General features: G+C 49.5%; 21 protein-coding genes. 8 read left to right on the forward strand and 13 right to left on the reverse strand.

All coding sequences use genetic code 11. The features are described from left to right. Positions 1-111: 111 nt before the first annotated feature. Both GT1_RS02115 and GT1_RS02120 read left to right on the forward strand, forming a co-directional pair. On the forward strand, positions 112-1,908 hold the full coding sequence (locus tag GT1_RS02115) for an ABC transporter ATP-binding protein (RefSeq protein WP_188397038.1): 1,797 nt from the start codon (positions 112-114) through the stop codon (positions 1,906-1,908). 140 nt (positions 1,909-2,048) lie between these two features. Next, entirely contained in the window at positions 2,049-2,459 is a 411-nt protein-coding gene (locus GT1_RS02120) for a hypothetical protein (RefSeq protein ID WP_188397040.1), read from the forward strand. 90 nt (positions 2,460-2,549) lie between these two features. Here GT1_RS02120 and GT1_RS02125 read toward each other — a convergent pair whose 3' ends face one another. After that, positions 2,550-3,890 carry an aminotransferase class V-fold PLP-dependent enzyme gene (locus tag GT1_RS02125; RefSeq protein WP_223226000.1) on the reverse strand — a complete coding sequence of 447 codons (1,341 nt, stop codon included), beginning with the start codon at positions 3,888-3,890 and terminating at the stop codon, positions 2,550-2,552. 191 nt (positions 3,891-4,081) lie between these two features. Here GT1_RS02125 and GT1_RS02130 point away from each other — a divergent pair, with 191 nt between their 5' ends. Both GT1_RS02130 and GT1_RS02135 read left to right on the forward strand, forming a co-directional pair. Further along, complete coding sequence (locus GT1_RS02130) at positions 4,082-7,348, forward strand: DEAD/DEAH box helicase (RefSeq protein ID WP_188397043.1); 3,267 nt, start codon at positions 4,082-4,084, stop codon at positions 7,346-7,348. A gap of 143 nt (positions 7,349-7,491) precedes the next feature. Beyond that, entirely contained in the window at positions 7,492-8,184 is a 693-nt protein-coding gene (locus tag GT1_RS02135; protein WP_188397045.1) for a metallophosphoesterase, read from the forward strand. 28 nt (positions 8,185-8,212) lie between these two features. Here the strand turns inward: GT1_RS02135 and GT1_RS02140 are convergent, their stop codons facing one another. Next, positions 8,213-8,914, reverse strand: coding sequence for a cytochrome c biogenesis CcdA family protein (locus tag GT1_RS02140; protein ID WP_188397047.1), 702 nt, complete (start codon positions 8,912-8,914; stop codon positions 8,213-8,215). After that, on the reverse strand, positions 8,904-9,437 hold the full coding sequence (locus tag GT1_RS02145) for a TlpA disulfide reductase family protein (protein ID WP_188397049.1): 534 nt from the start codon (positions 9,435-9,437) through the stop codon (positions 8,904-8,906). The genes GT1_RS02140 and GT1_RS02145 overlap by 11 nt, the downstream gene beginning before the upstream one ends. Before the next feature lie 89 nt (positions 9,438-9,526). Between GT1_RS02145 and lgt the strand changes: the two genes are divergently transcribed. After that, a complete protein-coding gene (lgt, locus tag GT1_RS02150) occupies positions 9,527-10,321 on the forward strand; it encodes a prolipoprotein diacylglyceryl transferase (protein WP_188397051.1) in 795 nt (264 codons plus the stop codon). A 68-nt stretch (positions 10,322-10,389) separates the two neighbouring features. Here the strand turns inward: lgt and GT1_RS02155 are convergent, their stop codons facing one another. From GT1_RS02155 to hyfB, 9 genes are all read right to left on the reverse strand, one after another. After that, complete coding sequence (locus GT1_RS02155; RefSeq protein ID WP_188397053.1) at positions 10,390-10,770, reverse strand: RidA family protein; 381 nt, start codon at positions 10,768-10,770, stop codon at positions 10,390-10,392. A 61-nt stretch (positions 10,771-10,831) separates the two neighbouring features. Beyond that, positions 10,832-11,713, reverse strand: a complete 882-nt coding sequence (gene sdaAA / locus GT1_RS02160) for an L-serine ammonia-lyase, iron-sulfur-dependent, subunit alpha (protein WP_188397055.1) — start codon at positions 11,711-11,713, stop codon at positions 10,832-10,834. Between the two features lie 4 nt (positions 11,714-11,717). Continuing rightward, the gene (gene sdaAB / locus GT1_RS02165; protein ID WP_188397057.1) at positions 11,718-12,395 is read right to left on the reverse strand and encodes an L-serine ammonia-lyase, iron-sulfur-dependent subunit beta; all 678 of its coding nucleotides are present in this window, start codon (positions 12,393-12,395) and stop codon (positions 11,718-11,720) included. Then, positions 12,395-13,144, reverse strand: a complete 750-nt coding sequence (gene nuoB, locus GT1_RS02170; RefSeq protein WP_223226001.1) for an NADH-quinone oxidoreductase subunit NuoB — start codon at positions 13,142-13,144, stop codon at positions 12,395-12,397. Before nuoB ends, sdaAB begins: the two co-directional genes overlap by 1 nt. Before the next feature lie 143 nt (positions 13,145-13,287). After that, the gene (locus GT1_RS02175) at positions 13,288-14,799 is read right to left on the reverse strand and encodes an NADH-quinone oxidoreductase subunit C (protein ID WP_223226002.1); all 1,512 of its coding nucleotides are present in this window, start codon (positions 14,797-14,799) and stop codon (positions 13,288-13,290) included. Then, complete coding sequence (locus GT1_RS02180) at positions 14,796-16,274, reverse strand: hydrogenase 4 subunit F (protein WP_188397058.1); 1,479 nt, start codon at positions 16,272-16,274, stop codon at positions 14,796-14,798. Before GT1_RS02180 ends, GT1_RS02175 begins: the two co-directional genes overlap by 4 nt. 4 nt (positions 16,275-16,278) lie before the next feature. Beyond that, on the reverse strand, positions 16,279-16,905 hold the full coding sequence (locus tag GT1_RS02185) for an NADH-quinone oxidoreductase subunit K (RefSeq protein WP_188397060.1): 627 nt from the start codon (positions 16,903-16,905) through the stop codon (positions 16,279-16,281). Positions 16,906-16,920: 15 nt separating this feature from the next. Then, on the reverse strand, positions 16,921-17,805 hold the full coding sequence (locus GT1_RS02190) for a respiratory chain complex I subunit 1 family protein (RefSeq protein ID WP_188397063.1): 885 nt from the start codon (positions 17,803-17,805) through the stop codon (positions 16,921-16,923). A 5-nt stretch (positions 17,806-17,810) separates the two neighbouring features. After that, a complete protein-coding gene (gene hyfB, locus GT1_RS02195) occupies positions 17,811-19,841 on the reverse strand; it encodes a hydrogenase 4 subunit B (protein ID WP_188397065.1) in 2,031 nt (676 codons plus the stop codon). A 134-nt stretch (positions 19,842-19,975) separates the two neighbouring features. On the opposite strand from hyfB, the gene GT1_RS02200 reads away from it, so the two are divergent. The 3 genes from GT1_RS02200 (at position 19,976) to GT1_RS02210 (ending at position 23,513) form a co-directional block, all read left to right on the forward strand. After that, positions 19,976-20,632 (forward strand): response regulator transcription factor, encoded by a 657-nt coding sequence (locus GT1_RS02200; protein ID WP_188397067.1) that lies wholly within the window; start codon positions 19,976-19,978, stop codon positions 20,630-20,632. 168 nt (positions 20,633-20,800) lie between these two features. Next, positions 20,801-22,183 carry an FAD-binding oxidoreductase gene (locus GT1_RS02205; protein WP_188397069.1) on the forward strand — a complete coding sequence of 461 codons (1,383 nt, stop codon included), beginning with the start codon at positions 20,801-20,803 and terminating at the stop codon, positions 22,181-22,183. Position 22,184: 1 nt separating this feature from the next. Beyond that, positions 22,185-23,513: a (Fe-S)-binding protein gene (locus GT1_RS02210; RefSeq protein WP_188397071.1), complete on the forward strand. Its 1,329-nt coding sequence runs from the start codon at positions 22,185-22,187 to the stop codon at positions 23,511-23,513. A 105-nt stretch (positions 23,514-23,618) separates the two neighbouring features. Here the strand turns inward: GT1_RS02210 and GT1_RS02215 are convergent, their stop codons facing one another. Next, positions 23,619-24,707 carry a sugar diacid recognition domain-containing protein gene (locus GT1_RS02215; RefSeq protein WP_188397073.1) on the reverse strand — a complete coding sequence of 363 codons (1,089 nt, stop codon included), beginning with the start codon at positions 24,705-24,707 and terminating at the stop codon, positions 23,619-23,621. Positions 24,708-24,816: the final 109 nt, after the last annotated feature.

The following is a 24,816-nucleotide window of genomic DNA, read 5'->3' on the forward strand; positions in this document are numbered from 1 at the left end:
CCTTACATATGTCCGATATGCGCGGCTCCTCCGCCTAGCAGGGCGAAAAAACCCTTGCTATCTAATCTCAAATTTCAAGTGACACAAGGTACTAGACGGGGAGGGTTGCTGATGGCAGAGCAGGACCGGCGGAAAAATTCCGGCTCCGGATCTTACCGGGAATTTTTGCGCGGCGGCAAGGGTTTGGGCCGGAGCAAACAGCAAGCAGTGATCAAGCCGCAGCATTTTTGGTCAACACTTGGCCGGTTGTGGTACTATCTTGGCCGGGAGAAAGAACAACTAAGCGTTATCTTTGGCATGGTACTGCTGGAAGGAGCGCTGGCGCTGGCCGGCCCCTATCTGGTCGGTGTGGCAGTGGATGCAGTGACAGCCTACGGCCAGGGCGGTTCTCCCGCCCGGCTGGAACAGCTCATTTTTATGCTGCTGGCTGTGTATCTGGGCACAGCTGCACTGTCTGCCGTTGGAGGCTGGTTGATTGTGGGCGTGTCTCAGCGGCTGGTGGCTGTCCTGCGCCGGGAACTGTTTACCAAGCTGCAGAAGGTTCCGCTGGTATATATCGATACCCGGGGCCATGGTGATGTCATGAGCCGTTTTACCAATGACATTGATATTGTAAGTACAACGGTTTCGCAAGCGGCCAGCCAGATAATGGGCGGCTCGATCGCAATTGCGGGTTCAGTGGTCATGATGCTGTGGCTGAGTCCGCTCCTGACGCTGGCTGCTATGATTACGGTGCCGCTGTTGGTTTTGCTGACCAAGGCAATTTCCCGGCGGACCGGACAGCTGTTTAAGGAACAGCAGGATCAGTTAGGCCGTCTCAATGCCCATGCTGAAGAAACTATCAGCGGGATTGAAGTGATTAGGGCCTATAATCATGAGGCAAAAGCCATTACCGAATTCAACCTGATCAATGACCAGCTCTGCCAGGTGGGGCTTAAAGCGCAAATCTGGTCAGGATTTTTAATGCCGATTATGAATGTCATCAACAATGTGGGCTTTGCCGCCATTGCCATCGTCGGCGGTATTCTGGCCGTCAATCAGGGAATTACCGTCGGCGTCATCGCCAGTTTCCTAGGGTATTCCCGTCAGTTTATCCGGCCACTCAACGACTTGGGTAATACCTTTAATACACTCCAGTCAGGGGTCGCCGGTGCCGAACGGGTCATAGAGCTGCTGGATACTGCCGAAGAACCACCGGATCCGCCAGGGGCGGCAGTGCTGCACAAGCCACGGGGCGAAGTGATCTTTGACAGGGTTTCCTTTGGCTACCGGCCGGACCGGCCAATTTTGCATGCTATTAGTTTTACAGCCGCCGCCGGCAGCAGCATTGCCCTCATTGGCCCGACTGGCGCCGGCAAGACGACCATCGTCAATCTGTTAACCCGTTTTTATGACGTTACCGGCGGAACCATTTACATTGACGGGCGGGATATCCGCGACTATACCCGCGACAGTGTGCGCAGCACGTTCGGCATTGTCCTGCAGGACACCTACCTGTTCTCGGGGACAATCCGGGATAACATCCGTTATGGCCGGCCGGGGGCGTCCGATGCGGATGTGGCGGCCGCAGCCGCCAAAGCCAATGCGGCCGGGTTTATTGAGCGCTTCCCACTGGGGTATGAGACCGAACTGACGGAAAACGGCAGTAACTTAAGTCAGGGACAGCGGCAATTGTTAGCCATTGCCCGGGTTATCCTGGCTGACCCCTCCATCTTGGTATTAGATGAAGCCACTAGCAGCATTGATACCCGGACAGAAGGGTATATCCAGACTGCGTTGAAGACCATTATGCAGGGCCGGACCACGTTTATTATCGCTCACCGTTTAAACACCATCCGTGATGTGGACATGGTGCTGGAAATTCAAGACGGCAGGATTGCCGTCCAAAGACTGCGGCAGCAGGCCTAAGCTACGGGAACAGCTGCCCTTCAATCCGGCTCCGGAGTACCGGCGGCACAAGCGCCGACCGGCAGCGAAAAACTTAGAGGGTTTATAAAACTGTTCTATCTCAGTCAAACCTTCATACACTGTTCATAAGGAGGTGCGTCATGTATAAGCTTATTATCGGCAATGTCAGAGTGACCGTAAATGATGACAGTATTAAGCGGGAGCAGGCCGCCGCTTATGGCAAACAGGCGATTGCCGCTGCCAGCCAGCAGGGCAAGCTACTCTCCCATGTTGAACTTAGTACCGGACCAGACGGTATTGAGGTTGCCTGCACGGAAAAAGCCGGTTGCCGCATGATCAGAAAATCCATTACCCAAAGTATGCTTGACGGTGTCTTAGATGCCGCCAAAGAGAAATTCTATCCCACCGGAACCTTTTCCCAAAAAGATTTATGGTTTGACAGCGAAACAGGTCAGGAGTGGCGGGGACAGGAATGCGAGTTAGCGCGTCAGGACGTTTTGAAAAGATTAGAAGAATGGGTAAGTTCTCAAAATTCCCAAATCCATACATAACCGGCACTTACGGACAAGTCAGAAGTTACGGGGAAACAACCAAAACCACCCTGAAACCAAAATCGGAATCCGGGTGGTTTTAGTTTGCTCTTAGCAATAGGGATAAGCATCTTTTTCATTGCCGTTGCAGCGTCCGGGTGACAATACATAGGCGTATTTGCGTGCATAGTGGTTCCTGTGTTTGGCAGCATGAGCCAATAGGGTGTAAAATATATCTATTTCCTCAAAGTTATTATATATACCGAAACTAATCCGGGCTAAACCGGGTATCCTTTTATCATCATGGGTTTGATAGTATTTGATTTCCTCTTCATTCAAGTTCAGCAGCTTTTCAACATAGGGGTGGGCGCAGAATAAGCCACTGCGAATGGCAATTCCGGCTTCCTGGGACAAAAGTTCGGCAACCTGACTATGGTGCAAGCCTTCTAAACTAAAGGATATCAGGCTTACCCGCTCCTCTCTTCTTTCCTGGCGACTGTATAAAGTAACACCGGGAATCTCTAACAAGCTGTCGATAGCATACTCAATGAGTGCCTGTTCGTAATTATGGATTTCGGTAATAGACAGACGGGACAGCGCTTCTATGGCGGTAATCAGCGCCAGCACCCCCATCATATTGGGAGTGCCGGCTTCATATTTTGCCGGTGGGTCATCCCACTCAATATGTTGCTGTGAAACCAGGCCAACTGCTCCTCCCCCCTGATACACGGGAACAGCCTGTTCAAAGCATTTCTTCGGCCCAATCAACACGCCGGTGCCAAACGGCGCATACATTTTATGGGCTGAAAAAGCCAGAAAATCAATATGTTCGGGCGAATGCTGCGGTTTCATGTTCACCGGAGCATGCGGAACCCATTGGGCACCATCAACAAAAATCCTGGCCCCGTATTTATGGGCCAATCTGGCAATTTTAGGAATAGGATTGATATAGCCGGTAACATTAGAAGCACCGGTAACAGCTACCAGGCTTACTTTTCCCCGATAGGCCCGCAGCTTGGTTTCCAGGTCTTCTAACGATAATCTGCCTGATTTGGTTAATCCTACATAGTCGACAGTAAATTTATCCCGCCAAGGCATGTCATTAGCTAAATGTTCCATATCTGTTGATAACACGACCTGCTCTTTGCCGCCTGCTGCCAGGACATAGGCCAGTATATTGATGGATTCGGTGGTGTTTTTGGTAAAAATAATGACATCACCTGGATCAGCCTTAACAAAATGCCTGACAACTTCCCGCCCGCGGTCATAAAGCTCTGAAGTCAGAATTGATTTATAACCTCTGCCCCGATGAACCGAAGCATACCAGGGAGCAAACCGGGAAATTGCTTTTATTACCGGGCTTAACGGCGGCGTGGTGGCTGCATTATCAAAATTAATCGCCGTAACCTGCCGGCCATTTGCCAATGTGACTTTCGTATCACATCCGGCCACTAGGGTTCGAAAATAACTTCCTGGGTTCCGGTAAATCATATTTCAACCCCGCTTTTCATTATTTTTTTTAATACGCCGTCAATATAATTTATGCAGCCGGTCAAGCCGGGGGAATAGCAATGCAGGATTTTCAGAGACCAGAGAATAATTATCTACTATTGAACCATTAGAGATAGCCTGAAGGAGTCGTTATGCTAACAGATGAACAGATTCGGCACGAAGCGGATATTGATGCTTCATATACCAGAGGATTGCACTATTATCGCAATAGCTGTGTCAAAACTTTGCACTTCTCAGCCTCTGACAGCACCTTTGAAGCCAAAGTGCTGGGAAACGACCTGTATAGAATAGCTGTGACATTTACCCCGGCGCAAAAGATTGAACAATATCACTGCGATTGTCCGGCTTTTTTCAGATATCATGGCGCTTGCAAGCATATTGTCGCTGTGTTGAAAGCCATCCAGCAGAATTGGGATACCTATTTCACTACAGCCAGCTATGTCCCAATAACGCGTGCAACCAAAGCAATGCTGGATTTTTTTCAGAATACCGGGCTTGAAGCCCAAGTGGACAAGCCCTACTCAGCCTCGCGGTTAAAGCTTATCCCCACCTATAGCTTTCAATGGTATCCTGACCAAAGACTAAGTCGGCTGGATTTTACCATTGGCACCGACCGGATGTATGTTGTGAAGAATATTCCACAACTCATCACCGCTATGGACACTAATCAAGAACTTATCTTTGGTAAAAACTTTACCTTACATCCCGTCGAAGCTATCTTTGATGAACCTTCAGCAGCTCTGCTGCAGCTGCTGAAAAATGCTTACGACGAAGAAAATCAGCGAGCCTTATGGAATTATCATTCATTTTCCGGGTCATCTGCCAACTCTGCTTTTAGTGAAGCCAGGCATTTTAAACTAACCAATACCTATCTTATGCGCTTCTTCGAGATTATGCACACTCAGCCTTTTACTGCCATAATTGACGGTCAAACACCGGCTAAGCTTACTGTACAAAAAGGCAGACCGCCAATACAGCTTGCAGTTGAAGCCGCTAAAGGCGGTTTACGCCTGTCTATGGCGGCCAAAGATGAAGTATTTTACGGACTTGATACCGATTACCGCTACATTTACCATAACAACACTATCTATCACACCGATACGGTATTCGCCGGCTATGTTAAACGGCTGCTTGAGTGCTTATGCGAAACCAGAAAAGCCGAAATAGCTATTCCGGCAATAACAGTGTCTGATTTTGTGTCAGGTACCCTACCGGTGTTGGAAACTATTGCTTCAGTAAAGGTAGATGCCACTGTTTACAACAAATTCCACAAAGAACCTTTGGTACAACATGTGTATTTGGATAAATTCGCAGAAGGGCTCAGCGCAAAAATTGAGTTTTGCTATGGCACTGTTATCATCAACCCGGCTGCCGACACAAGCGCAGTTTCTTCTATCCCGGAGGAAAAATGGCTTTTGCGGTCTACAGCAGAGGAACGGGAGCTGTTAAGTATTTTTCAACAGCACGGCTTTGTTTGGGAAAATGGCAGCCTGGTTTTACCTGACGAAGACGCTGCCTATACGTTTCTGCAGCAAGGCTTGCCACAGCTGCAGGATATTGCCGAAATATTTTACTCCAATGAGTTTCACCATATCAAAATTCAGCCTGCCGGCAAGATTGCCGCCGGTGTAAGACTGAATACCCATACTGACATGCTGGAGTTTTCACTGCAGCTGGACGATATCTCTGCTAAAGAATTAATCGAATTATTAGCCGCATACAAATTGAAAAAGCGCTATCACCGTCTGCCAAATGGTGCATTCATTCCGCTTGATTCCACCGAATTTCAAACAGCCGCCAGACTGATTGACGCGCTGGGCCTGCGCCCGGCCGACATTGAGAAACAAGTGGTAGAACTGCCCAAATACCGTGCCCTGTATCTTGACAGCCTGGCAAGGGAGTCACCGGACTTTACCATGGAACGCAGCAGTACCTTTAAACGTATGGTACAAGACATCCGCGAACCGCAGGATAGCGAATGCGTTATTCCGCAAGGCATCCAGGGCAAACTCAGAGATTATCAAAAAACCGGCTTTAAATGGCTCAAATCTCTTGCCAATTACGGGTTAGGCGGTATCTTAGCCGATGATATGGGGCTGGGAAAAACCCTGCAGGTAATTGCTTTTGTCCTTTCAGAAAAGGCTAACTGTCAAGCGCCGTCACTGGTCATCGCTCCCACCTCACTTGTCTACAACTGGCAGGAAGAAGTGTTCAAGTTTGCGCCCAGCCTAAACGCAGTCGTTATCTCCGGCCAGCCTGATGAACGGGTGGAACAGCTCCAGGATATCGGTAATGCCGATCTGGTCATAACCTCCTATGGCCTGATTCGCCGTGACGTAACCTTTTATCAAAAAACTGCTTTTAAATACTGTTTCCTGGATGAAGCCCAGCATATTAAAAATCCCAACACGCTAAATGCCAAATCAGTTAAGCAAATTAAGGCCGGCAGTTATTTTGCCCTTACCGGCACCCCGATTGAAAACACCTTAACCGAGCTGTGGTCGATTTTTGATTTCCTGATGCCCGGTTATTTGCGCTCACACAAAGCGTTTACCAGCCGGTTTGAAATTCCCATTGTTAAAAATGGCGACAAGAGAGCGCTAGCAGAACTGGGGCGGCACATCAAACCCTTTATTATGCGGCGCATGAAAAAAGCAGTTCTTAAAGAACTGCCGGAAAAGGTCGAGACTAAGATGGTCAGCGAAATGACCCCGGAACAAACCAAGCTGTATGCCGCCTGGCTCTTAAAGGCCAAATCAGAGTTCGAAGCCGAAGTCAGCGCCAACGGCTTTGAAAAAAGCCAGATTAAAATCCTCTCCCTGCTGACCAGGCTTAGACAAATTTGCTGTCATCCGGCTCTGTTTATTGAAAACTATGAAGCCGGCAGCGGCAAGCTGGAAATGTTGCAGGAACTAATCAGGGATGCTATCGGCAGCAGACACCGGATCTTACTATTTTCTCAATTTACCGGGATGTTGGCCTTGATTAAACAAACACTTACCGCCATGCAGCTCAGCTATTTTTATCTGGATGGCGCTACCAAGGCCGATGAACGCCTCCGGCTGGTAAATGCTTTTAACGCCGGGGAAAACGAAATTTTCCTTATTTCACTCAAAGCCGGCGGCACCGGCCTCAATCTTACCGGCGCCGACATGGTTATTCACTACGACCCGTGGTGGAATCCTGCCGTCGAAGATCAGGCAACCGACCGCGCCTACCGGATTGGACAAAAAAATTCGGTTCAGGTCTACAAGCTGATTACGAAAAATACCATTGAAGAAAAAATTTATCTGCTGCAGCAGCAGAAGAAAGAAATGATTGATACCCTCATTAAGCCTGGGGAGAATTTCCTGACCAAGATGAGTGAGTCTGAAATCAGGGAACTGTTCACCCTATAAGATGCCGGTGCGGCAACCTGCTGCCAGCATACTTGCCGTTTCCGGGTCGTCGGCAGCCATGGCACTCTTACTCATGGCATTGCTATTCACCCCATTATTAGATAAAATATATTCCAGAAATATAGGTGAGGATACTTTTAGTTATGAAGATATTTGCTATTGCTGACCTTCATTTGTCAGGAACGCCCCCTGCTAAGCCGATGAGCATTTTCGGCGCACACTGGGAAGGGCATTGGGAAAAACTTAAAGTAAATTGGCGCGAACAAGTCACCGATAACGATGTGGTTCTGATTGCCGGTGATACTTCCTGGGCAATGAAGCTGCCGGACGCACTTGTCGATTTACACGCTATCGCCAGTCTGCCTGGAAGAAAAATCATAATACGCGGCAATCATGATTATTGGTGGCAGACAGTAAGCAAACTAACCAAAGCCGTCCACGGCAAACTGGAGTTTCTTAACAACAGTTTTGCCCCTGCCGGCGAATGGGCCATCTGCGGCAGCCGCGGCTGGACATGCCCCGAAGACCCGCTGTTCAAAGCCAAGGACCGGCCCATTTTCGAACGGGAATTGCTGCGTGTCGAAGCTTCCCTGCAGGCCGCCCGGGTTGCCGGTTTTACCCGCATCATTCTTATGCTGCACTTCCCCCCGTTTTATGACCACCAGAGCCATACAGGTTTTGCCCAGCTGATTACTAAGTACAAGGCAGAGATCTGCATCTACGGTCATCTGCACAGCGATTCCATAAAAAATGCGGCAACCGGTGTAATTAACGGTGCCGCCTACCATCTTGTATCCTGCGATGCGCTGGAATTTCAGCTCAAGCAGTTGATTTAGCCGCTCGGCCTTGCTGCGATGTAATAGTTCAACCCAATAGGTTCCACAATATGCCGATGCCCTTTTGCATCAAATCAAAGTAAATAAACAGACCTGCGGCAATGAGTATGATGCCAGCCACTTGCTGAACAACCGGCAGCCATTTATAGATTCCCTGAATTTTACTCATATAGCGGTTTATCAGCAGCGCCAGGGCCAAAAATGGCAGACAAAAACCCATAGCGTAAATAAACAGGAGAAATGCTCCCTGGCTGACAGTGGCCGTTGCCCCTGCATACATAAGTACGGTAGCCAAAATAGGACCGGTACAAGGTGTCCAGCCGGCGGTAAACGCCAGCCCTAAGAAAAACGCCCCTGCCGGGCCGGTAAACGTGCTTTGTAAAAATGGCCGGTATTCGCGGGCAAGGCCAGGCAGTTTCAGTATGCCAAGCACATGTATTCCCATGATCATCATGAATACTGCCCCTATTTTACGAATAACCTCCTGATAGTCCAAAAACAGCTCACCAATATAGGAGGCCGTTGCGCCCATAGCCACGAATATGAGCGTAAAACCGCTGAGAAAACTAATGGCATTGGCTAAAAACCGCCAGCGATTGTCCGCCATGGTCTGGGCCCCGCCTCCGGCCAAGAGCGCAGTATAGGTGGGCAGCATAGGTAACACACAGGGTGACAAAAAAGAGACCAACCCCGCCCCGAAAACCGTTATCAGGGTGATGCTATAATCCATTCAGCACTCCTTCCAATTCGGCCAGCGTTACCGGGCCTGACTTCCGGTATTTGATAATCCCTTGCTTATCCACCACTAAAGTGGTAGGAATGGCGTTAATACGAAAGAGCTTTGCCACCTCCCCCTCTGTATCACTTAAAACGCTCATGGTATACTTGTTCTGAGCCATGAACGCAGCCACTTTATCACCAGGCTCCTGAATGTTGACAGCGTGGAATTCAACCTTGCCACTATACTGCTCAGCAAACTTATCCAATTCCGGCATCTCCTGACGACAAGGCGGACACCAGGTCGCCCAGAAGTTGATTACCAGAATCTGTCCGGCCGGAGCAACTGTGACCTGCCTTCCGTCCAAAGCAGGCAATGTAAACCCTGGCAGAGCTTTGCTTACTGTAACGCCAGTCTCGGCTGGCGGTTTCTGGGGTTCCGCCCCGGAAAAACTGTCAGGCTGCATGGCGACAAATCCCATGGCGACAGTCATGCAAATAACAGCCACTGCTAAAATGATAAGTCTTTTTGGCATAATAATCTCCTCTCATACACTATATGCTTACTAAGGAATATACAGAATCCGCGAATTACTAACACCAATATTATAATGGAGGCCGCACTATGCATCAGTATCTTTTTTTTATCGGAGACTTCCCCATCCGGGCTTACGGGCTCATTTTAAGTCTTAGTATTATTCTGGCTACCTGCACTGCCTATTTTTTTGCCAAGCAGGATGGGCGCTGGCATCAGCATGTGCCGGATATGGGAATTTATTGTGGCTTAGCCGGTATTGTCGGTGCAAGATTATGGGATGTCTTTTTCTTTGACTGGGATTACTACCAACACCACCTGCTGGAGATTCCCTTTGTCTGGCAGGGGGGAATGGCCATTCAGGGCGGTGTCCTGCTGGGGGTTATCGCTGGTATCGTCTACACTAAGATCCACAAAATCGACACCTGGGCTTTTGCCGATATTGTTGCCGCTCCGGCGGTTATCATGGGACAAGCTATTGGCAGGATGGCCAATCTAATGAACGGTGATGCTTTTGGCAATCCTACCGGCGGCAACTTTGGCATAATTTATCCGCCGACAACTTTAGCCTACCAGGTGTATGGCGACAAACCGTTATGGCCGGCTGAAGTGTGGGAAGGCCAGATCGATGTTGTTATTTTTGTACTGCTACTGCTCTTTAGAACAACCAACCATGCCAAAGGCCAGGTTTTTATCCTTTATGCGATTTTGTATTCAGCCGCCCGCTTTTTCCTCGAATTCCTCAGGGGAGACTATGGCACACTTTTATTTGGCTTAAAATCCGCCCAGCTCACCAGCCTGGGCATCATACTCATTGGCCTGATCCTATTTATCCGGCAAGGATATTATGCCGAACGTATCGGCCTCGGCAGCAAAAGTAAATAATAAAAGCTATTATAAAGCGAGGCTGTGGATGACTTATCACTAAGTTTTCCCACAGCCTCTTTATAATTTTATGGATATACGGCTATCAATTCAATTTCTACACTGACATCACGCGGCAGCCTGGCCACTTGCACACAAGCGCGAGCAGGCGGCTCATCGGCAAATGCTTGCGCATATACCTTATTCATCACCGTAAAATCTTCCATATCTTTCAAAAATACCGTTGTCTTGACAACATTGGCAAAAGTGAGACCCTCTCTTTCCAGAATTGCCCGCAAATTAGCAATAACCTGGTAGGTTTGGCTTTCTATGCCGCCATAAACAATTTGGCCGGTAGTAGGATCAAGCGGAATCTGGCCTGATACAAATAAAAATCCATTGGCTTTAATAGCCTGAGAGTAGGGCCCAATGGCCTGCGGGGCACGATCAGAACTAATCACGGTTTTCATGCTGCAGCCCTCCGGAAAATATATTTTTTTGAAGTATTCTCCATATATCTGAAAAAACCTGCTATCTGGCACTGATTTTTTCTGTCAACTCCAGGCCGGTAGGTGTAACTGCCAAACCACCCTGAGCCGTTTCTTTAAGCGAACAATGCATGGATCGGCCTACAGACTCCATGGCATCAATTACTTCATCCACCGGAATAACACTGGTAATGCCGGCCAATGCCATTTCCGCAGCAATGACAGCCTGAGCCACAGCACCGGCATTACGCTTAACACACGGTACTTCCACTAAGCCGGCTACCGGATCACACACCAACCCCAGCATATTTTTAATTGTAATAGCTACCGCTTGTCCGACTTGAGCTGCTGTACCGCCTAACAGTGCCACCATCGCGCCTGCAGCCATAGCTCCGGCTGAACCGCATTCAGCCTGGCAGCCGCCTGCCGCACCGGCCAGTGAAGCCCGAGAAGCAATAACCATCCCAATGGCACCGGCTACAATCAGCCCACCGGCCAATTGTGTCTGATCAAGGTCATATTCTTCTTTCAGGGCAAATAAGATGCCTGGCAATACACCGCTGGAACCGGCGGTAGGGGCGGCGACAATCCGTCCCATAGCAGCATTGGCTTCCCCGACAGCCAGAGCGTAGGCCACCGCTTTGCCGCTAAAACGCCCCATCAGCGTCTTTTGCCGACTTTGGTTGTATTGCTGTAACTTCCTGGCATCGCCGCCCACTAGGCCCCCCTTGGAACGAGGCCCCTTTAGCCCGGCAGCAATTGATTCTTCCATTACGGCAAGCATGGCTTCCATCCGTGCAATAATTTCAGCAGACGATAATTCTGTCTGTTTGACCTGAAGCCCTAAACAAAATTCTGTAAACGGCAGTGCCTCTTCTTCAGCCGCCGTAATCCACTCGGCAAGCGACAATTTTGCTAATGACATTCCCTTACACTCCTTGTCCGCTAATGGCATGAATACAACGTACTGTTTTTATCATCGGCAGACCGGCCACAGCAGCCAGGTCTGCCTCAGCCAGCGGCTGGTCGGTCTCAAGCACCATACTGGCCAAACCACCTTTATTTTTTCTGAACACTTTCATCTGAGCAATATTAACGCCACATTTGGATAATATTCCTGTTACCTCAGCCACTGCACCGGGACGGTCTTCATGCAAGGTCAGGATTGTCGGAAAATCGCCGGTAAAGGCCAGCGGGAAATCATCTACTTCACTAATTACCACGCGTCCGCCGCCAATGGATGCTCCCGCGACCTGACTCTTAACTCCGTCTTGCCCGGTCAGCCAGAATTTCACAAAATTGGGGTGAGCCGCATCACCGGCATCAATTGTCCGAAAAAAATAATGTAAACCGGCTTCCCGGGCATAGTCAAACGCCTGCGGGATCCTCAGATCATCGGTCGGCCAGCCCATAAGCCCTGCTACCAGTGCCAAATCAGTTCCATGCCCCCGTCCGGTCTGAGCAAACGATCCATGCAGGCCGATAGTGGCCTCAATGACCGGCTGACCTAAAATTGCCCTGGCAGCATTCCCCAGACGTACCGCCCCTGCGGTATGAGAACTTGAAGGGCCAACCATAACCGGACCAATAATATCAAAAATATTCATTACTTATCCTTGCCTCCCAGTCTGTCCAGCGCCAGCAGCAAACCATAGATAAGAGCCGCCGGACGCGGCGGGCAGCCTGGCACATAGATATCTACAGGAACGATTGTGCCGACAGCACCGCGAATGGCATAACTGCTGCCAAAAACTTTGCCGCTGGCAGCACAGGCGCCCACCGCCATAACCAATTTTGGTGCCGGCACAGCTTCATAAGTCATAGTTAGGGCTTGCTCCAGATTACGGGTAACTACTCCTGTCACCATCAGCATATCGGCATGCCGCGGCGAGGCCACGAAATCAATACCATATTGCTGCAAATCATAAACAGGATTATTCAGCGCCGTCATTTCCCAGTCACAAGCATTGCACGACCCGGCATCCACATGCCGGATATGCAGTGACCGTTTCAGCGTGGCTTTAATTTTTTCCGACAGCCGGGTTGTCAGCTCAGCCAACCGGTATTCGTCCGAATGATCTAAGACGGCATGCTCGCAGGCAGCAACACATGCCCCGCAAAAAATACAGGCCCGGTTATCAATGAGGAGCTGCCCGTCCGTAAGCCGGATGGCTCCGGTAGGACAAGCCTTACAGCAACTTTGGCACTGTTGGCACAAACCGGCTGCCTTCGTCACCTCACCGCGGAACCGGGGAGGCACCATGCCACCATCATAGGGTTCGGTTACGCGGCCTGTTTTCACTATTTTTTTGAGAAGTTCCAGCATAGTATCCCCCTTTAGTAGTCCACCAAGCATAAATCCATGGTGTTCTTGTCGCGATATTTCCCGCCCAGCTTCGTTGTCGTCACCTTACATATGTCCGATATGCGCGGCTCCTCCGCCTTGCTGGACGAAAAATCTCGCGCAATTCATCCCATAGCTTTAGTCTTGGCGGACTACTAGCGATCAAGACACGCATAACATAATTCAAAACTTTTATTGATTAAGGGAAAATCAGGAATAATATTCCCGGGAGCAGCAACCGTAAGCGCCGGCCAGTTGGCATAAGAAGCCGACCGGGAAAAATAACGGTAGACAGTATTATTTTCACCTGCCATCAGCCAGTGCAAAACAGAGCCGCGGGGCGATTCGGCATAACCGCAGCCTGCCTTATATGGCGGGGCAGACGGTACTTCAACTAACAGCTTGCCACCAGGTAACCCTACCAGTATTTGATCAATAATTCTGAGTGACTCGCCGGCCTCATCAGCCCGCACCCATAAACGGGCTGCCACATCGCCCTTCTTATACACCGGCACTTCAAAATCAAACCGCCCGTAGGCCGCATAAGGAAAATCCCGCCGCACATCAGAATCAATACCTGATGCCCTGGCGGCCACCCCGACAACCCCCAAATCACTGGCTGCCCGCTGCGGCAAAATACCGGTAGTATTGACCCTGTCCAAAAAAGCGTCATTCTCCCTGAGCAGCCCCATTAGTTCGTTAAAGTCCCGTGTAAGTCTGACAAGGGTGCGGCGAATGTCATTGATCATATCCTTAGTAATATCCATAGTAACCCCGCCCAAAGTCACCCAGCCACGCAAGAACCGGTTGCCTGCCAGACGTTCATTCAGGCGCATTACCTGCTCTTTTAACCGCGCTCCATGGCTTACTCCCGGCGCAAAGCCCAGCCCGGCACATAAATTGCCAATATCGCCAACATGATTATACAGTCGTTCCAGTTCGGCAGCCAGTACCCTTAGGTATTCGGCCCGAACGGGAATTTCAACCGCAGTCATGGTTTCCACAGCTTGAACAAAAGCCAGCGTATTGGCCACCGAACAAGCACCGCAAATACGTTCGGCCTGATATAATGCCCGGCCAAAGGACATGCCTTCCACCGCTTTTTCAATGCCGCGGTGAGTAAAAAACAGCTTGGCCTCCAGATTAATAACATTTTCACCTGCCTGGCTAAAACGAAAATGACCTGGCTCGATAATGCCGGCGTGAATCGGGCCGACAGGCACTTCAAATACACCTTTGCCCTGAACAGGCGCCATTGTATACTCGCTGTTGGCATTAGGTACAGGCGCATCCGGATCGAAATCCTTCCGGAGCGGGTATAGGCCCTGGGGCCAGTTTTCATGCAGCACAAGCCGCCTTAAATCCGGATGTCCAAGCGGTACTAACCCAAATAAATCATGAATCTCCCGCTCATACCAGGCGGCAGACGCCATCAAAGGCGTAAGGGAAGGAAATTCGGGCGGGTCCTCCTGCTTGATCAGGGCTTTAATGGTTTTAATCAGCCTGTCTGCCTTACCGGCAAAGACGGCATAGATGGCAAAACAACCATTGATAGCGCGTTCATCATTCGCAAACATAGCTGTCAGCCGGTAGCGGCCACCATGGCTGAGTACATTGGCGGCTGCCCGGAGGGTTGCCACCGGTATTACTTCCATTGTTGCTGTCATAGTCCCCCTCCTGTCATAATAGCCACAGCCCTGGTGATAAGAGTATCAAGCCAGGCCGGCAGGTAAATGCCGCCGCCGGCCATCAGCACCAGCGATACCACTATGGCTGCCATCGCCGGTTTGCCAGGCCGGTAGCCGCTGGCGGCAACCCGCCGTGGCGCTGAAGCAAAGCCCAGCTTTAAAGTATAGTAAATCATACCGGCAAAAATAGCAGCCATCAGCAATAATATTATCACTCCCAGCCAGGAACTGCCTGACTGAAAGGCGGCCCATACAATGGTAAGCTTACTGTAAAAGATGCTAAACGGCGGCAAGCCGGCAATAGCCAGCACGGCAGCCACAAACAAGGCTCCCATAACCGGTGCGGCGCCCACCAGGCCCCGGATACGCAGGATATTCTTGGTGCCATAGTGTTGGATAACAGCACCTGCCAGATAAAACAGGGCTGATTTCGTTATCGCATGATTAATTACATGCAGCAGCGACCCATACATGGCGAGCGGTGTGCCAATCCCCAACCCCAGTGTAATCAGCCCCATATGTTCAATACTCGAATAGGCCAATAGCCGTTTCAGATCATGCTGTACTAAAATAAACGGAACCGCAATGACAATGGACAATAAACCGAAGCCTGTCAAAAATTGTTCAGTAAAAGCAGGCCCTACAGCGCCTTTAACTATAATAGAGGTACGGATAATGGCATACAGTGCACAGCTTAAGAGTGCCCCGGATAAAAGACCGCTGACCGGCGACGGCGCCTGGCTGTGGGCGTCAGGCAGCCAGGTGTGCATGGGAGCCAAGCCAGCCTTGGTGCCATAGCCGATTAAAATAAATACAAAAGCCAGTTTAACCATACCAGGATCAAGCCGGCTGCTGGCAGCCTTAAGCGCCTGCCAGCTTAGTGCCTGCCCGCCGCCGATATCGGCGCTGACCTGCGCATAGTACAGCAAAATGGTGCCTAAGAGTGCTAAACAAATCCCTACAGTACACACCATTACATACTTCCAGGCTGCTTCCAGTGCCGGGCGGTCAAAATAGAACGCCACCAGTAAGGCCGAACTTAAAGTAGTGGCCTCAATGGCAACCCACAGCAGCCCCATATTCTCTACTACCGGCACACATACCATCGTAAATACAAATAAGTTTAGCAAAATATAATAGCGTTTCAGCATTTTTAAGGAAGCATGCCCCTGCACAATCTCCAGCTTCATGTATGACAGCGAAAATAGCGTGGCCGTGCAGGTAAGTATCGCAATCACCAGCAACAACACGGCGCTCAGGGCATCAACATAGAATTGACCGGCTTGAATATTCCCATTCACCGCCACCTGATAAACAATAACCAGCAAAGTCAAACTTAACAGACAGCTGCCGGTCAGATTAAGCCGCCTGATGGCTTGCTCTGTCAATTGTGCCATATTTAAAAGACTAGTTGCCAATGGCAGAACCAGTGCCAGAACTATCCATTGCTCCATACTATCATCCCTTTAACTTTTTTAACACACTGGTATCTGTCGACATAAACGAGCGTTTCAGCCGGTAAGTCAAAATAACCAGTACCACTACCGCCACCATCACATCCAGAACCACGCCAAGCTCAATAATGAGCGGCAAGCCCTGCGTTACCGACAGTCCAATCAGATACAGGCCATTTTCCATCGTAATCAGGCCAACAATCTGAAGTACCGCCTGACGCCTGATCATAATCATCGTCAGACCAATTAACATCATGGCAACCGCGGCAGCCAGCGCATCCCGGCTGACAATTTCCGGCAGCGCCTTGTCAGTTAGTCCATAGGCCAATACAATCATAATCCCGGCTACCATGGCCGAATAATTAGGCTGTAAAATAGGATTAACTTCCCGTTCCCGCCGCAGCATACCGACAATACGGAACAGAGCGTAAGGAATCAGGCCGGCTTTGATAACCAGTGTAAGCGCAGCCGCAATGTAAGTATGCACCGCGCCGGTTTCAGCAGCTACAATAGCACAGGCCAGTGCCACCAGGATGGATTGGCCCAGTAAAATAATAACCGCTGTTTTCAGGTTGGTAACCCGGCTTAACAGCAGTGCCAGAAATAACAAAATAATGATAAGCACATTCACAGCCTCACCCCCTTCTTACTGTGCCACCAACGCCAGCAGCGCCAGCATAGCACCTACTCCCATAAAACCCGGTACTTTAAACAGCCGCATTTTGTTAGTACTGGTCTCGATAACCGCTAAGATCAGGGCCGTAAGCAGTACCTTGCCGGCTGTCCAGAAAAATGCCATAACCGGCGATAAACCGCCCGGCTGCCAGGGTAAAAACAATACAACGAACAAAATGATAAAGACTAATTGTTTAATGGCCGACGCCCAAAAAATCAGCCCCAGCCAGCGGCCGGAATATTCCAGCACCATGCCCTCGTGAATCATGGTCAGCTCCAGATGCGTATCAGGATTGTCAACAGGAATGCGCCCTGTTTCTGTCACTAATATAAGAAAAAAAGCAATAGCAGAGAAAATATATGGCAGCGAAAAAGGAGTAGCCGCTGCCGCTCCGGCCATAGCCGCCAGCCCGGTTGTTCCGGCTCTCACAGCCACTGTCAGCATGGTTAATAATAGCACAGGCTCTACCAGCACACTGATATACATCTCCCGCGAGCCGCCCATGCCGCCAAAACTGCTGCCGGCGTCAAGGGAAGCCAGCACCAGAAAAAAACGTCCGGCCGCCAGCACATAGAGCAAAGTAAATAAATCGCCTGCCGGCAAGAGTGCTGCCGCGGCAAAAGCGCCGGCAAAATAAATAAAGGGCGCCCGGGAAAAAATCCACGAGGTGGTCGGCGATACCACACTGTCTTTTTGCAGTAGTTTAGACAAATCATAATATACTTGCAGTACTCCCGGGCCACGACGGTTTTGCATGCCGGCTTTGGCGGTTTTAATCATACCGGCTATGAGCGGTGAAACAGCCACAATAGCGAAAGCACAAACAAAATTTTTAATTAGCGTTACTGGTTCCATATTACTCACCACCCGTTACTTATAATGAGTGCCAGCACGGTAATTGCCGTGATATATCCGACATAAAGCTGGACACTGCCTGTTTGAATACCCTTCATAAACTGAGCCGCCTGAATGATGGCATGATTAACAGGCCGGTAAAGGGCGTTAAATATATCGATAATACTGACATGATAACTCAAGCGACGCCCAAAGTAGCGGTTAGGGCTTACATCCGCAACCGTCTCACGCTGGGGCCGTAAAATTGCCCGGAAAGCCATGCGGATTGGCTTGGAAAAGCCGGTAGCAGTATATTCCATCCTGGCTGTCGGCACAATCCCGCAGGTCCAGGTCTCACCACCAACAATCTGCGGTTTGCCGTATAACCGGTATAACGCCCAGGCAAGAGCTGCACCAAAAAACATAATAAGCACGACCACAGGCATCTCCAGACTGGTATTGCCGCCGGCCGGCTGAACCCCGGCCAGATACCAGGCCGTATCGGCAAAAGCCGGCAAAGCATTTATACCAGGTATCCCAAAAAGCACCTGTTTCAGAGCCTCAATAACCAGCTGCGGCCATACACCAAAAAATACGCACAAGCCGGCAAGAGCCGCCATAGACACCAGCATAGGCTTGTTAGCCTCCCCAGCCTGCTCAGCCTGGCTGCTGCGCGGTTTGCCCAAAAAAGCAATGCCGAACGCCTTCACAAAGCAAGCCGCTGCCAGCCCCCCGGTAAGCCCGAGCAGCGCCAGCAAAAGCGCTGCCAGCACCTTCCCCAGCACCCCTTGCAAGGCTTGCGGCAAATAGAGCAAAGACTGAAAGGTTAACCACTCGCTGATAAAACCATTTAACGGCGGCAATGCCGAAATAGCGGCAGTACCAGCCAACACACACACAGCCGTGTAAGGCATCTTTTTTATCAGGCCGCCCAGGCGTTCCAGCTCCTTGGTCCTGACAGCTGTAAGCACAGCTCCGGCTCCCATAAACAGCAGCGACTTAAAAACAGCATGGTTTAGCACATGATAAAGCGCTGCCGCCCAGGCCAGCGCTGCCAGCGTGCCCAGGCCTTTGGCCATAAATACCATGCCGGCCCCCATTCCCAGCAAAATAATACCCATATTCTCCGCACTGGAATAAGCAAGCAACCGTTTTACATCCGACTCCATCAGCGCATAAAGCACACCCAATACTGCGGACACAATAGCAAATACCAGCACCACTACGCCCCACCAGACCGGGCCTGTACCCAAAAATTCAAGATAAAACCGGCATAAGCCATAAATGGCGGTTTTGAGCATTACACCTGACATCAGTGCCGACACATGACTGGGAGCCGCCGGGTGTGCCCGGGGCAGCCAAATGTGTAGCGGAATAATACCGGCCTTGGTGCCAAAACCAATCCAGGCACACAAAAATACCATGTTCTTAGTCCAAGTATCAAGACTGCCTGCTGCCTGAACCAGGCTGCCAAAGTCCAAACTGCCTGCCTTGTGAGCCAGCAGAAAAAAAGCAGTGATAACAAAAGCCGTCCCCACATGGGTCATGACAATGTAGACAAAGGCTGCCCGCCTGACTTCACTATGATGATGCTCATAATTGACCAGAAAAAACGAAGTAACAGCCATCAATTCCCAAACAACAATAAAGGCGGCCACATGACTAACAGCAACCACCAGCACCATCGACAGCAAAAAAGCGCAATACATCGATACCATAACCTGATAGCGACGTCCGTCCCCCGCGTACTCACGGCTGTAACCAACAGCATATATACTGGCTGCAGCGCCTACTACCCCAATAATCAACAAAAAGTACGCCGCCAGATAATCCAGCCGGATGTGAACCGGTTCGCCTAACAGCAATAGCGGTGTCATTAAGTCAACTTTGCCACCGGCAAAAATAAAAATCGCACACAGTACAACCGCCAGACACCCCAGCGCCGCCATCCCATGTGCAACATAGTTGACTATTTTGTTACTTTTAGTGAAAAATGGTGACAGTACACCTGCAATAAAGAAAAACAGGGAAAAATACAATAAAACTTCGGCAACCATTGTAACGCCTCCGGTCCGGTAAATAGTGATTGATATTTTATATGATACTATTGTAACATAATATTATCAGGTATGGGGCAAGAAAAAAAATTTTCCAACATGAAATTACAGGTTAATTAAGTGGAGGCTAAAATATGGATAGAATACGTATTGTAATTGCTGACGATCATGCCGTACTGCGTTCGGGACTCAAAGCATTGCTGAATTGTTCACCATTATTTGAAGTCATTGGCGAAGCCGGTGATGGTCAACAGGCCATTCGCATGGTAGAACAGCTCCGTCCGGATGTACTGCTGCTCGATATATCCATGCCGGTTATGAGTGGCGTAGAGTGTATAAAAGAAATGAAATCCCGGGGACTTTCCTGCCGCATACTTGTCCTGACAATGTATGATGATGATGAATATATCAAAGAAGTCATGCGGGCCGGTGCCGACGGCTATGTGCTAAAAAAATCGGCAGACACCGAACTGGTTGAAGGTATCCTTAAAATTTCCTCAGGAAAAAAACATCTCAATGAAACCATGTCGCAAACCCTGCTGGATAGTCTGCTCAAAATTCCAGACGAAAAAAACGACCAGCGCGATCCCTATACCCTCTTAAGCGCGCGGGAGCGTCAAGTGCTGCGGCTGCTGGCCCAGGGGCATACCAACAGTGAAATTGCCAGTCACCTGTCTTTAAGCACCAAAACGATAGATACTTACCGCTCACGCGTCATGACCAAACTCAATGTCCGGAAAAAATCCGAACTGGTCAATTACGCTCTGCAGTATAAACTTATCAATATGTGAAAATTAAGACTATTTGTCGGATTTTCCCTTACAGGCACTTACAGTAATCCCCTACATAATATTACTGTAAGTGCCTGATTTACATTTTGACGAAATTTAGCGACAATATTATCAAATGCTAATTTTCTTTACTGTCGGAAAATTTTAAACATGAAGGGGTATGAGCAAATGCAAAACCAACATATTGAGGCGCTCAAAAGAATTGTAGGTACTGAGCATGTACTAACAAGTGCGGAAGAGCTGCACTGCTATTCGTATGATGCTACTCCAGGGTTTTCCCATATGCCCGACGTTGTTGTCATACCAGGCACTACGGAAGAAGTAGCCAAGGTGCTGGCGCTGGCCAACAGTGAAAAAATTCCGGTTTATACCCGCGGTTCGGGCACCAACTTGTCTGCAGGCACTATACCGACAAAAGGCGGCATTGTGCTCCTCATGACCCGTATGAATCAGATTATTGAAATTGATACCGAAAACCTGGTGGCGGTAGCCCAGCCCGGCGTCATAGTTTCTGATCTTAATAAGGCGGTTGAAACCCACGGCCTCATCTATCCGCCAGACCCCGGCACCGTAACCACAGCTACCTTAGGCGGCACCGTCTCTGAAAATGCCGGCGGACTGCGCGGGCTCAAATATGGCGTAACCAAACACTATGTGATGGGCCTTGAAGTAGTGCTTGCCAGCGGACAAGTTATGAATGTCGGCGGCAAAAATGTAAAAGACGTGTCCGGTTATGACATGACCAAGCTCTTTACCGGTGCGGAAGGCACCTTAGGCGTAATTACTAAAATTATTGTTAAACTGGTCCCCGCTCCTGAGGCCAAAAAGAGCATGATGGCTATTTTTAAAAACCTTGACAATGCCGGTAATTCCATAGCGGCCATCATCGCCGCCAAGATTATTCCGGCAACACTGGAAATTATGGATAATCCCACCATCCGCACGGTCGAAGATTATGCCAAAGTTGGCCTGCCGGTTGATGCCGAGGCCGTCCTGCTGATTGAAGTTGACGGTATTCCCGAGGTAGTGGAAAAAGAAGCTGCAAAAGTCCTGGAAGTGCTGACCATTAATAAGGCAGATGAAGTGAGACAGGCCAAAGATGCGGCTGAACGCGATAAAATCTGGGCCGCCCGCCGCGCCGCACTCCCGGCCCTGGCCAAGCTCCGCCCCACAACCTTTGTGGAAGATGCCACCGTCCCCAGAAACAAGGTTCCTGATATGATTCGCGCTGTAAATGAAATTGCAAAAAAATACAATGTCACTATTGGTACCTTCGGCCATGCCGGCGACGGCAACATGCATCCGACTATTGTCTGTGACATCCGTGATGAGGAAGAAATGAGCCGGGTATATAAGGCCATGGACGAAATTTTCGGTACCGCCATTAAACTGGGCGGCACACTGTCTGGTGAACATGGTATTGGCCTTGGCAAACTTAAATATATGGAAGATCAATTCGGTCCGGTAGCGATGGAAGCTATGCGCAATATTAAACGCGCCCTTGACCCCAACCTCATTTTAAATCCTGGAAAACTAGTAGGAGAGTGTTAAAATGAGTGATTCTAACAAATCCGTCACCGCGCAGGCCATCAATGCGCAGGATAAGGAACTGTTGGCTGACATTCAGGATGCGCTTGCCAACTGTATGAAATGCGGTAACTGTATGGAAGTGTGCCCCATCTACAAAGAGCTGGGCACCGAAACAGCAGTTGCCAGAGGTAAACTCGCACTGATGGAGGCGGTATTAAGCGGTAAAATTCCCATCAGTGAAAACTTCGATAAATGGATGGCCAAATGCGTATCCTGTAAAGCGTGTTCGGTAAAATGTCCTTGCGGTGTACCGGCTGACGAACTTATCGTCCGCGGCCGCCAGGCTGCCGTAAAAGCCCGTGGTCTGCATCCGGTAAAGAAACAGGTGTTTAACCTGCTGAAAAACCGGGCCATGTTTGACCTGGCACTAAGAATGGCCGGTCTCTTTGGCCCGCTAAGCATGAAAAAACTACCCCGCCCTATGGCGGCCGTAGCCCGTTTCCCGATGCCCGGACTTGACAAACGGCGCGTAACCGCACCGTTTGCCGCCACACCGTTGCGCAGCCAAAACCCGGAAGTAATTAAAGTTGATAAACCCAAAATGAAAGTCGGTTTTTTCACCGGCTGTACTATTAATTATATTTACACCGATGTAGGTCAGGCAGTCATTGATGTACTCAAGGCCAACAATGTTGAAATTGTCATCCCGCCTATGCAGCATTGTTGCGGCACACCGATATTTATGTCCGGCGATGTTGAGTCGGCTAAACTCTTAGCCAAACACAATATCGAAGTCTTCGAACAATATGATATTGATTACATCATTGCCGCCTGTGGCTCCTGTGCCGAAGCCTGGAAGATAGAGTTCATCGAATTGTTCCACGATAACCCGGTAATGAAAGCCAAGGCTGAGAAACTGGCTAGCAAGACCTATGAAATCAGCCAATTCTTGGTCAATGTTGTGAAGCTTGACAAAAGCAGGCTCGGTCCGGTCAATGCCACAGTCACCATGCACGACCCCTGTCACATGGCGCGTGGTATCAAAGTTACCGCTGAACCGCGTGAAATATTAAAATCCATCCCCGGTCTGACCTTCGTAGAAATGAAAGAAGCCGACCGCTGCTGCGGTTCCGGCGGCTCTTTCAGTCTGGCGAACTACGAAATCTCACGTAAAATTAACGACCGTAAAATCGCCAATATTGCTGAAACTAAAGCAGACACAGTGGCTACCAGCTGCGGCACCTGCCGCATGCATATCACCGACGGCCTGGTCCAAAACAACATGGACCAAAACGTATTCCATGTCATTCAGCTGTTAGACAGGGCTTATAAAGCCGGCCAGCGCAAGTAAAGCTTACTCCACATAGACTGCGATGGTGGCCGATGGTCTGACTCACCCCCCAGCCATTATCACAGTAATGTGTAAATTAAGTCCAGAGTAAAAAATGGAAAGCGGTTAATGGGCTTGCCCCAAACCGCTTTCTGTTTTTTTATGCTGCTGGACAGGAATCTCCACCGCAATGGTCGTTCCTTCCCCTTCAGAGGAATGAATGGTAAAATCTCCTGACAAAAGTGCGACCCTTTCATGCATACCGTGAATACCAAGACAATTATCACTGGCAGTACCGCTGATCCGCTTGGCATTAAAACCAATACCGCTGTCTTTTACTATCAGCATAAGTCTTCCCTTGTGCTTTTTCAGGGTGACTTTCACCTTACTGGCTTTGGCATGTTTGGCAATATTGGTTAAAGCCTCCTGCAAAATCCGGTATAAGGTAATTTCAATCTCCGGCAAAAACCTTTGCCGCGACAAATTAACAACAGCCAGGTCCACAAAAATATTATATTGACGTGAATAGTTCTCAATATACTTTTGCGCTGCTGCCACCAGCCCCAGGTCATCCAGCAAGGCCGGTCTAAGCTGCACGGCCAGGTGATGCACAGCCTCCAGTGTTGTTACCACCAAATCACGCATCTCCAAAATTTTCATCCGCTCATTCTCACTATGCACATGCTCGGATAATACCCGTAAACCAACAATAATTGACGTTAAAGCCTGGCTGGTTTCATCATGCAGCTCACGCGATATCTTTTTACGTTCCTCTTCCTGAACACTAATCACCTTGTTTAACAACGTGGATTGCAGCTCTTCCTTCTCCAGCAGAGCGCGCACCAGCTTTTCCTGTCTGGCATTAGATTCTAAGGCCGCCTCGACAAATCTTGCAGCCAATCGGGCGTAAGGCGCTGCCGTATGAGGTTCACCGGAAACGCCGATAACCCCAACACAGCAATCATTTACCATAATCGGCACATTGAATCCTGCCCGTACCCCTTTTAATTGCCGTTCTTCCTTATCTGTTACGGAAAATTCCCGGATCGGACCACTAAGCAGCATTTTTGCAGCCGCTTCATGAATATGCGAGATACGCTCCTTGCTGAAGGATGCAATAATAACACCGTGATTATCTGTAATATTGACGTTTTGATTGAGTTCTGCGGCAACAATATCAACAAGTGTTTGAGCAAAACGGGGATCAAGCTCCATAGCTGCCCTCGCCGGAGTAAGAGTATATTCGGTTTTTCCGCCAATACCTGCCTGACACTGCTGGTTTCATTGTAAACAAATCCCCCTTACAATTAATTTGTGCTTTACA

The sequence above is a fragment of the Sporomusa sp. GT1 genome, from assembly GCF_014634905.1.
Lineage (GTDB): Bacteria > Bacillota > Negativicutes > Sporomusales > Sporomusaceae > Sporomusa > Sporomusa sphaeroides.

Bases quoted from the DNA above. Each gene is read 5' to 3' on its own strand.
- GT1_RS02175 (WP_223226002.1), bottom strand. From the start codon at position 14,799: ATGACAGCAACAATGGAAGTAATACCGGTGGCAACCCTCCGGGCAGCC.
- GT1_RS02215 (WP_188397073.1), bottom strand. From the start codon at position 24,707: ATGGAGCTTGATCCCCGTTTTGCTCAAACACTTGTTGATATTGTTGCC.
- GT1_RS02200 (WP_188397067.1), top strand. From the start codon at position 19,976: ATGGATAGAATACGTATTGTAATTGCTGACGATCATGCCGTACTGCGT.
- hyfB (WP_188397065.1), bottom strand. From the start codon at position 19,841: ATGGTTGCCGAAGTTTTATTGTATTTTTCCCTGTTTTTCTTTATTGCA.
- GT1_RS02145 (WP_188397049.1), bottom strand. From the start codon at position 9,437: ATGCCAAAAAGACTTATCATTTTAGCAGTGGCTGTTATTTGCATGACT.
- lgt (WP_188397051.1), top strand. From the start codon at position 9,527: ATGCATCAGTATCTTTTTTTTATCGGAGACTTCCCCATCCGGGCTTAC.
- GT1_RS02140 (WP_188397047.1), bottom strand. From the start codon at position 8,914: ATGGATTATAGCATCACCCTGATAACGGTTTTCGGGGCGGGGTTGGTC.
- sdaAB (WP_188397057.1), bottom strand. From the start codon at position 12,395: ATGAATATTTTTGATATTATTGGTCCGGTTATGGTTGGCCCTTCAAGT.
- GT1_RS02210 (WP_188397071.1), top strand. From the start codon at position 22,185: ATGAGTGATTCTAACAAATCCGTCACCGCGCAGGCCATCAATGCGCAG.
- GT1_RS02180 (WP_188397058.1), bottom strand. From the start codon at position 16,274: ATGGAGCAATGGATAGTTCTGGCACTGGTTCTGCCATTGGCAACTAGT.
- GT1_RS02135 (WP_188397045.1), top strand. From the start codon at position 7,492: ATGAAGATATTTGCTATTGCTGACCTTCATTTGTCAGGAACGCCCCCT.
- GT1_RS02115 (WP_188397038.1), top strand. From the start codon at position 112: ATGGCAGAGCAGGACCGGCGGAAAAATTCCGGCTCCGGATCTTACCGG.
- GT1_RS02130 (WP_188397043.1), top strand. From the start codon at position 4,082: ATGCTAACAGATGAACAGATTCGGCACGAAGCGGATATTGATGCTTCA.
- sdaAA (WP_188397055.1), bottom strand. From the start codon at position 11,713: ATGTCATTAGCAAAATTGTCGCTTGCCGAGTGGATTACGGCGGCTGAA.
- GT1_RS02120 (WP_188397040.1), top strand. From the start codon at position 2,049: ATGTATAAGCTTATTATCGGCAATGTCAGAGTGACCGTAAATGATGAC.
- GT1_RS02155 (WP_188397053.1), bottom strand. From the start codon at position 10,770: ATGAAAACCGTGATTAGTTCTGATCGTGCCCCGCAGGCCATTGGGCCC.
- GT1_RS02190 (WP_188397063.1), bottom strand. From the start codon at position 17,805: ATGGAACCAGTAACGCTAATTAAAAATTTTGTTTGTGCTTTCGCTATT.
- nuoB (WP_223226001.1), bottom strand. From the start codon at position 13,144: ATGCTTGGTGGACTACTAAAGGGGGATACTATGCTGGAACTTCTCAAA.
- GT1_RS02205 (WP_188397069.1), top strand. From the start codon at position 20,801: ATGCAAAACCAACATATTGAGGCGCTCAAAAGAATTGTAGGTACTGAG.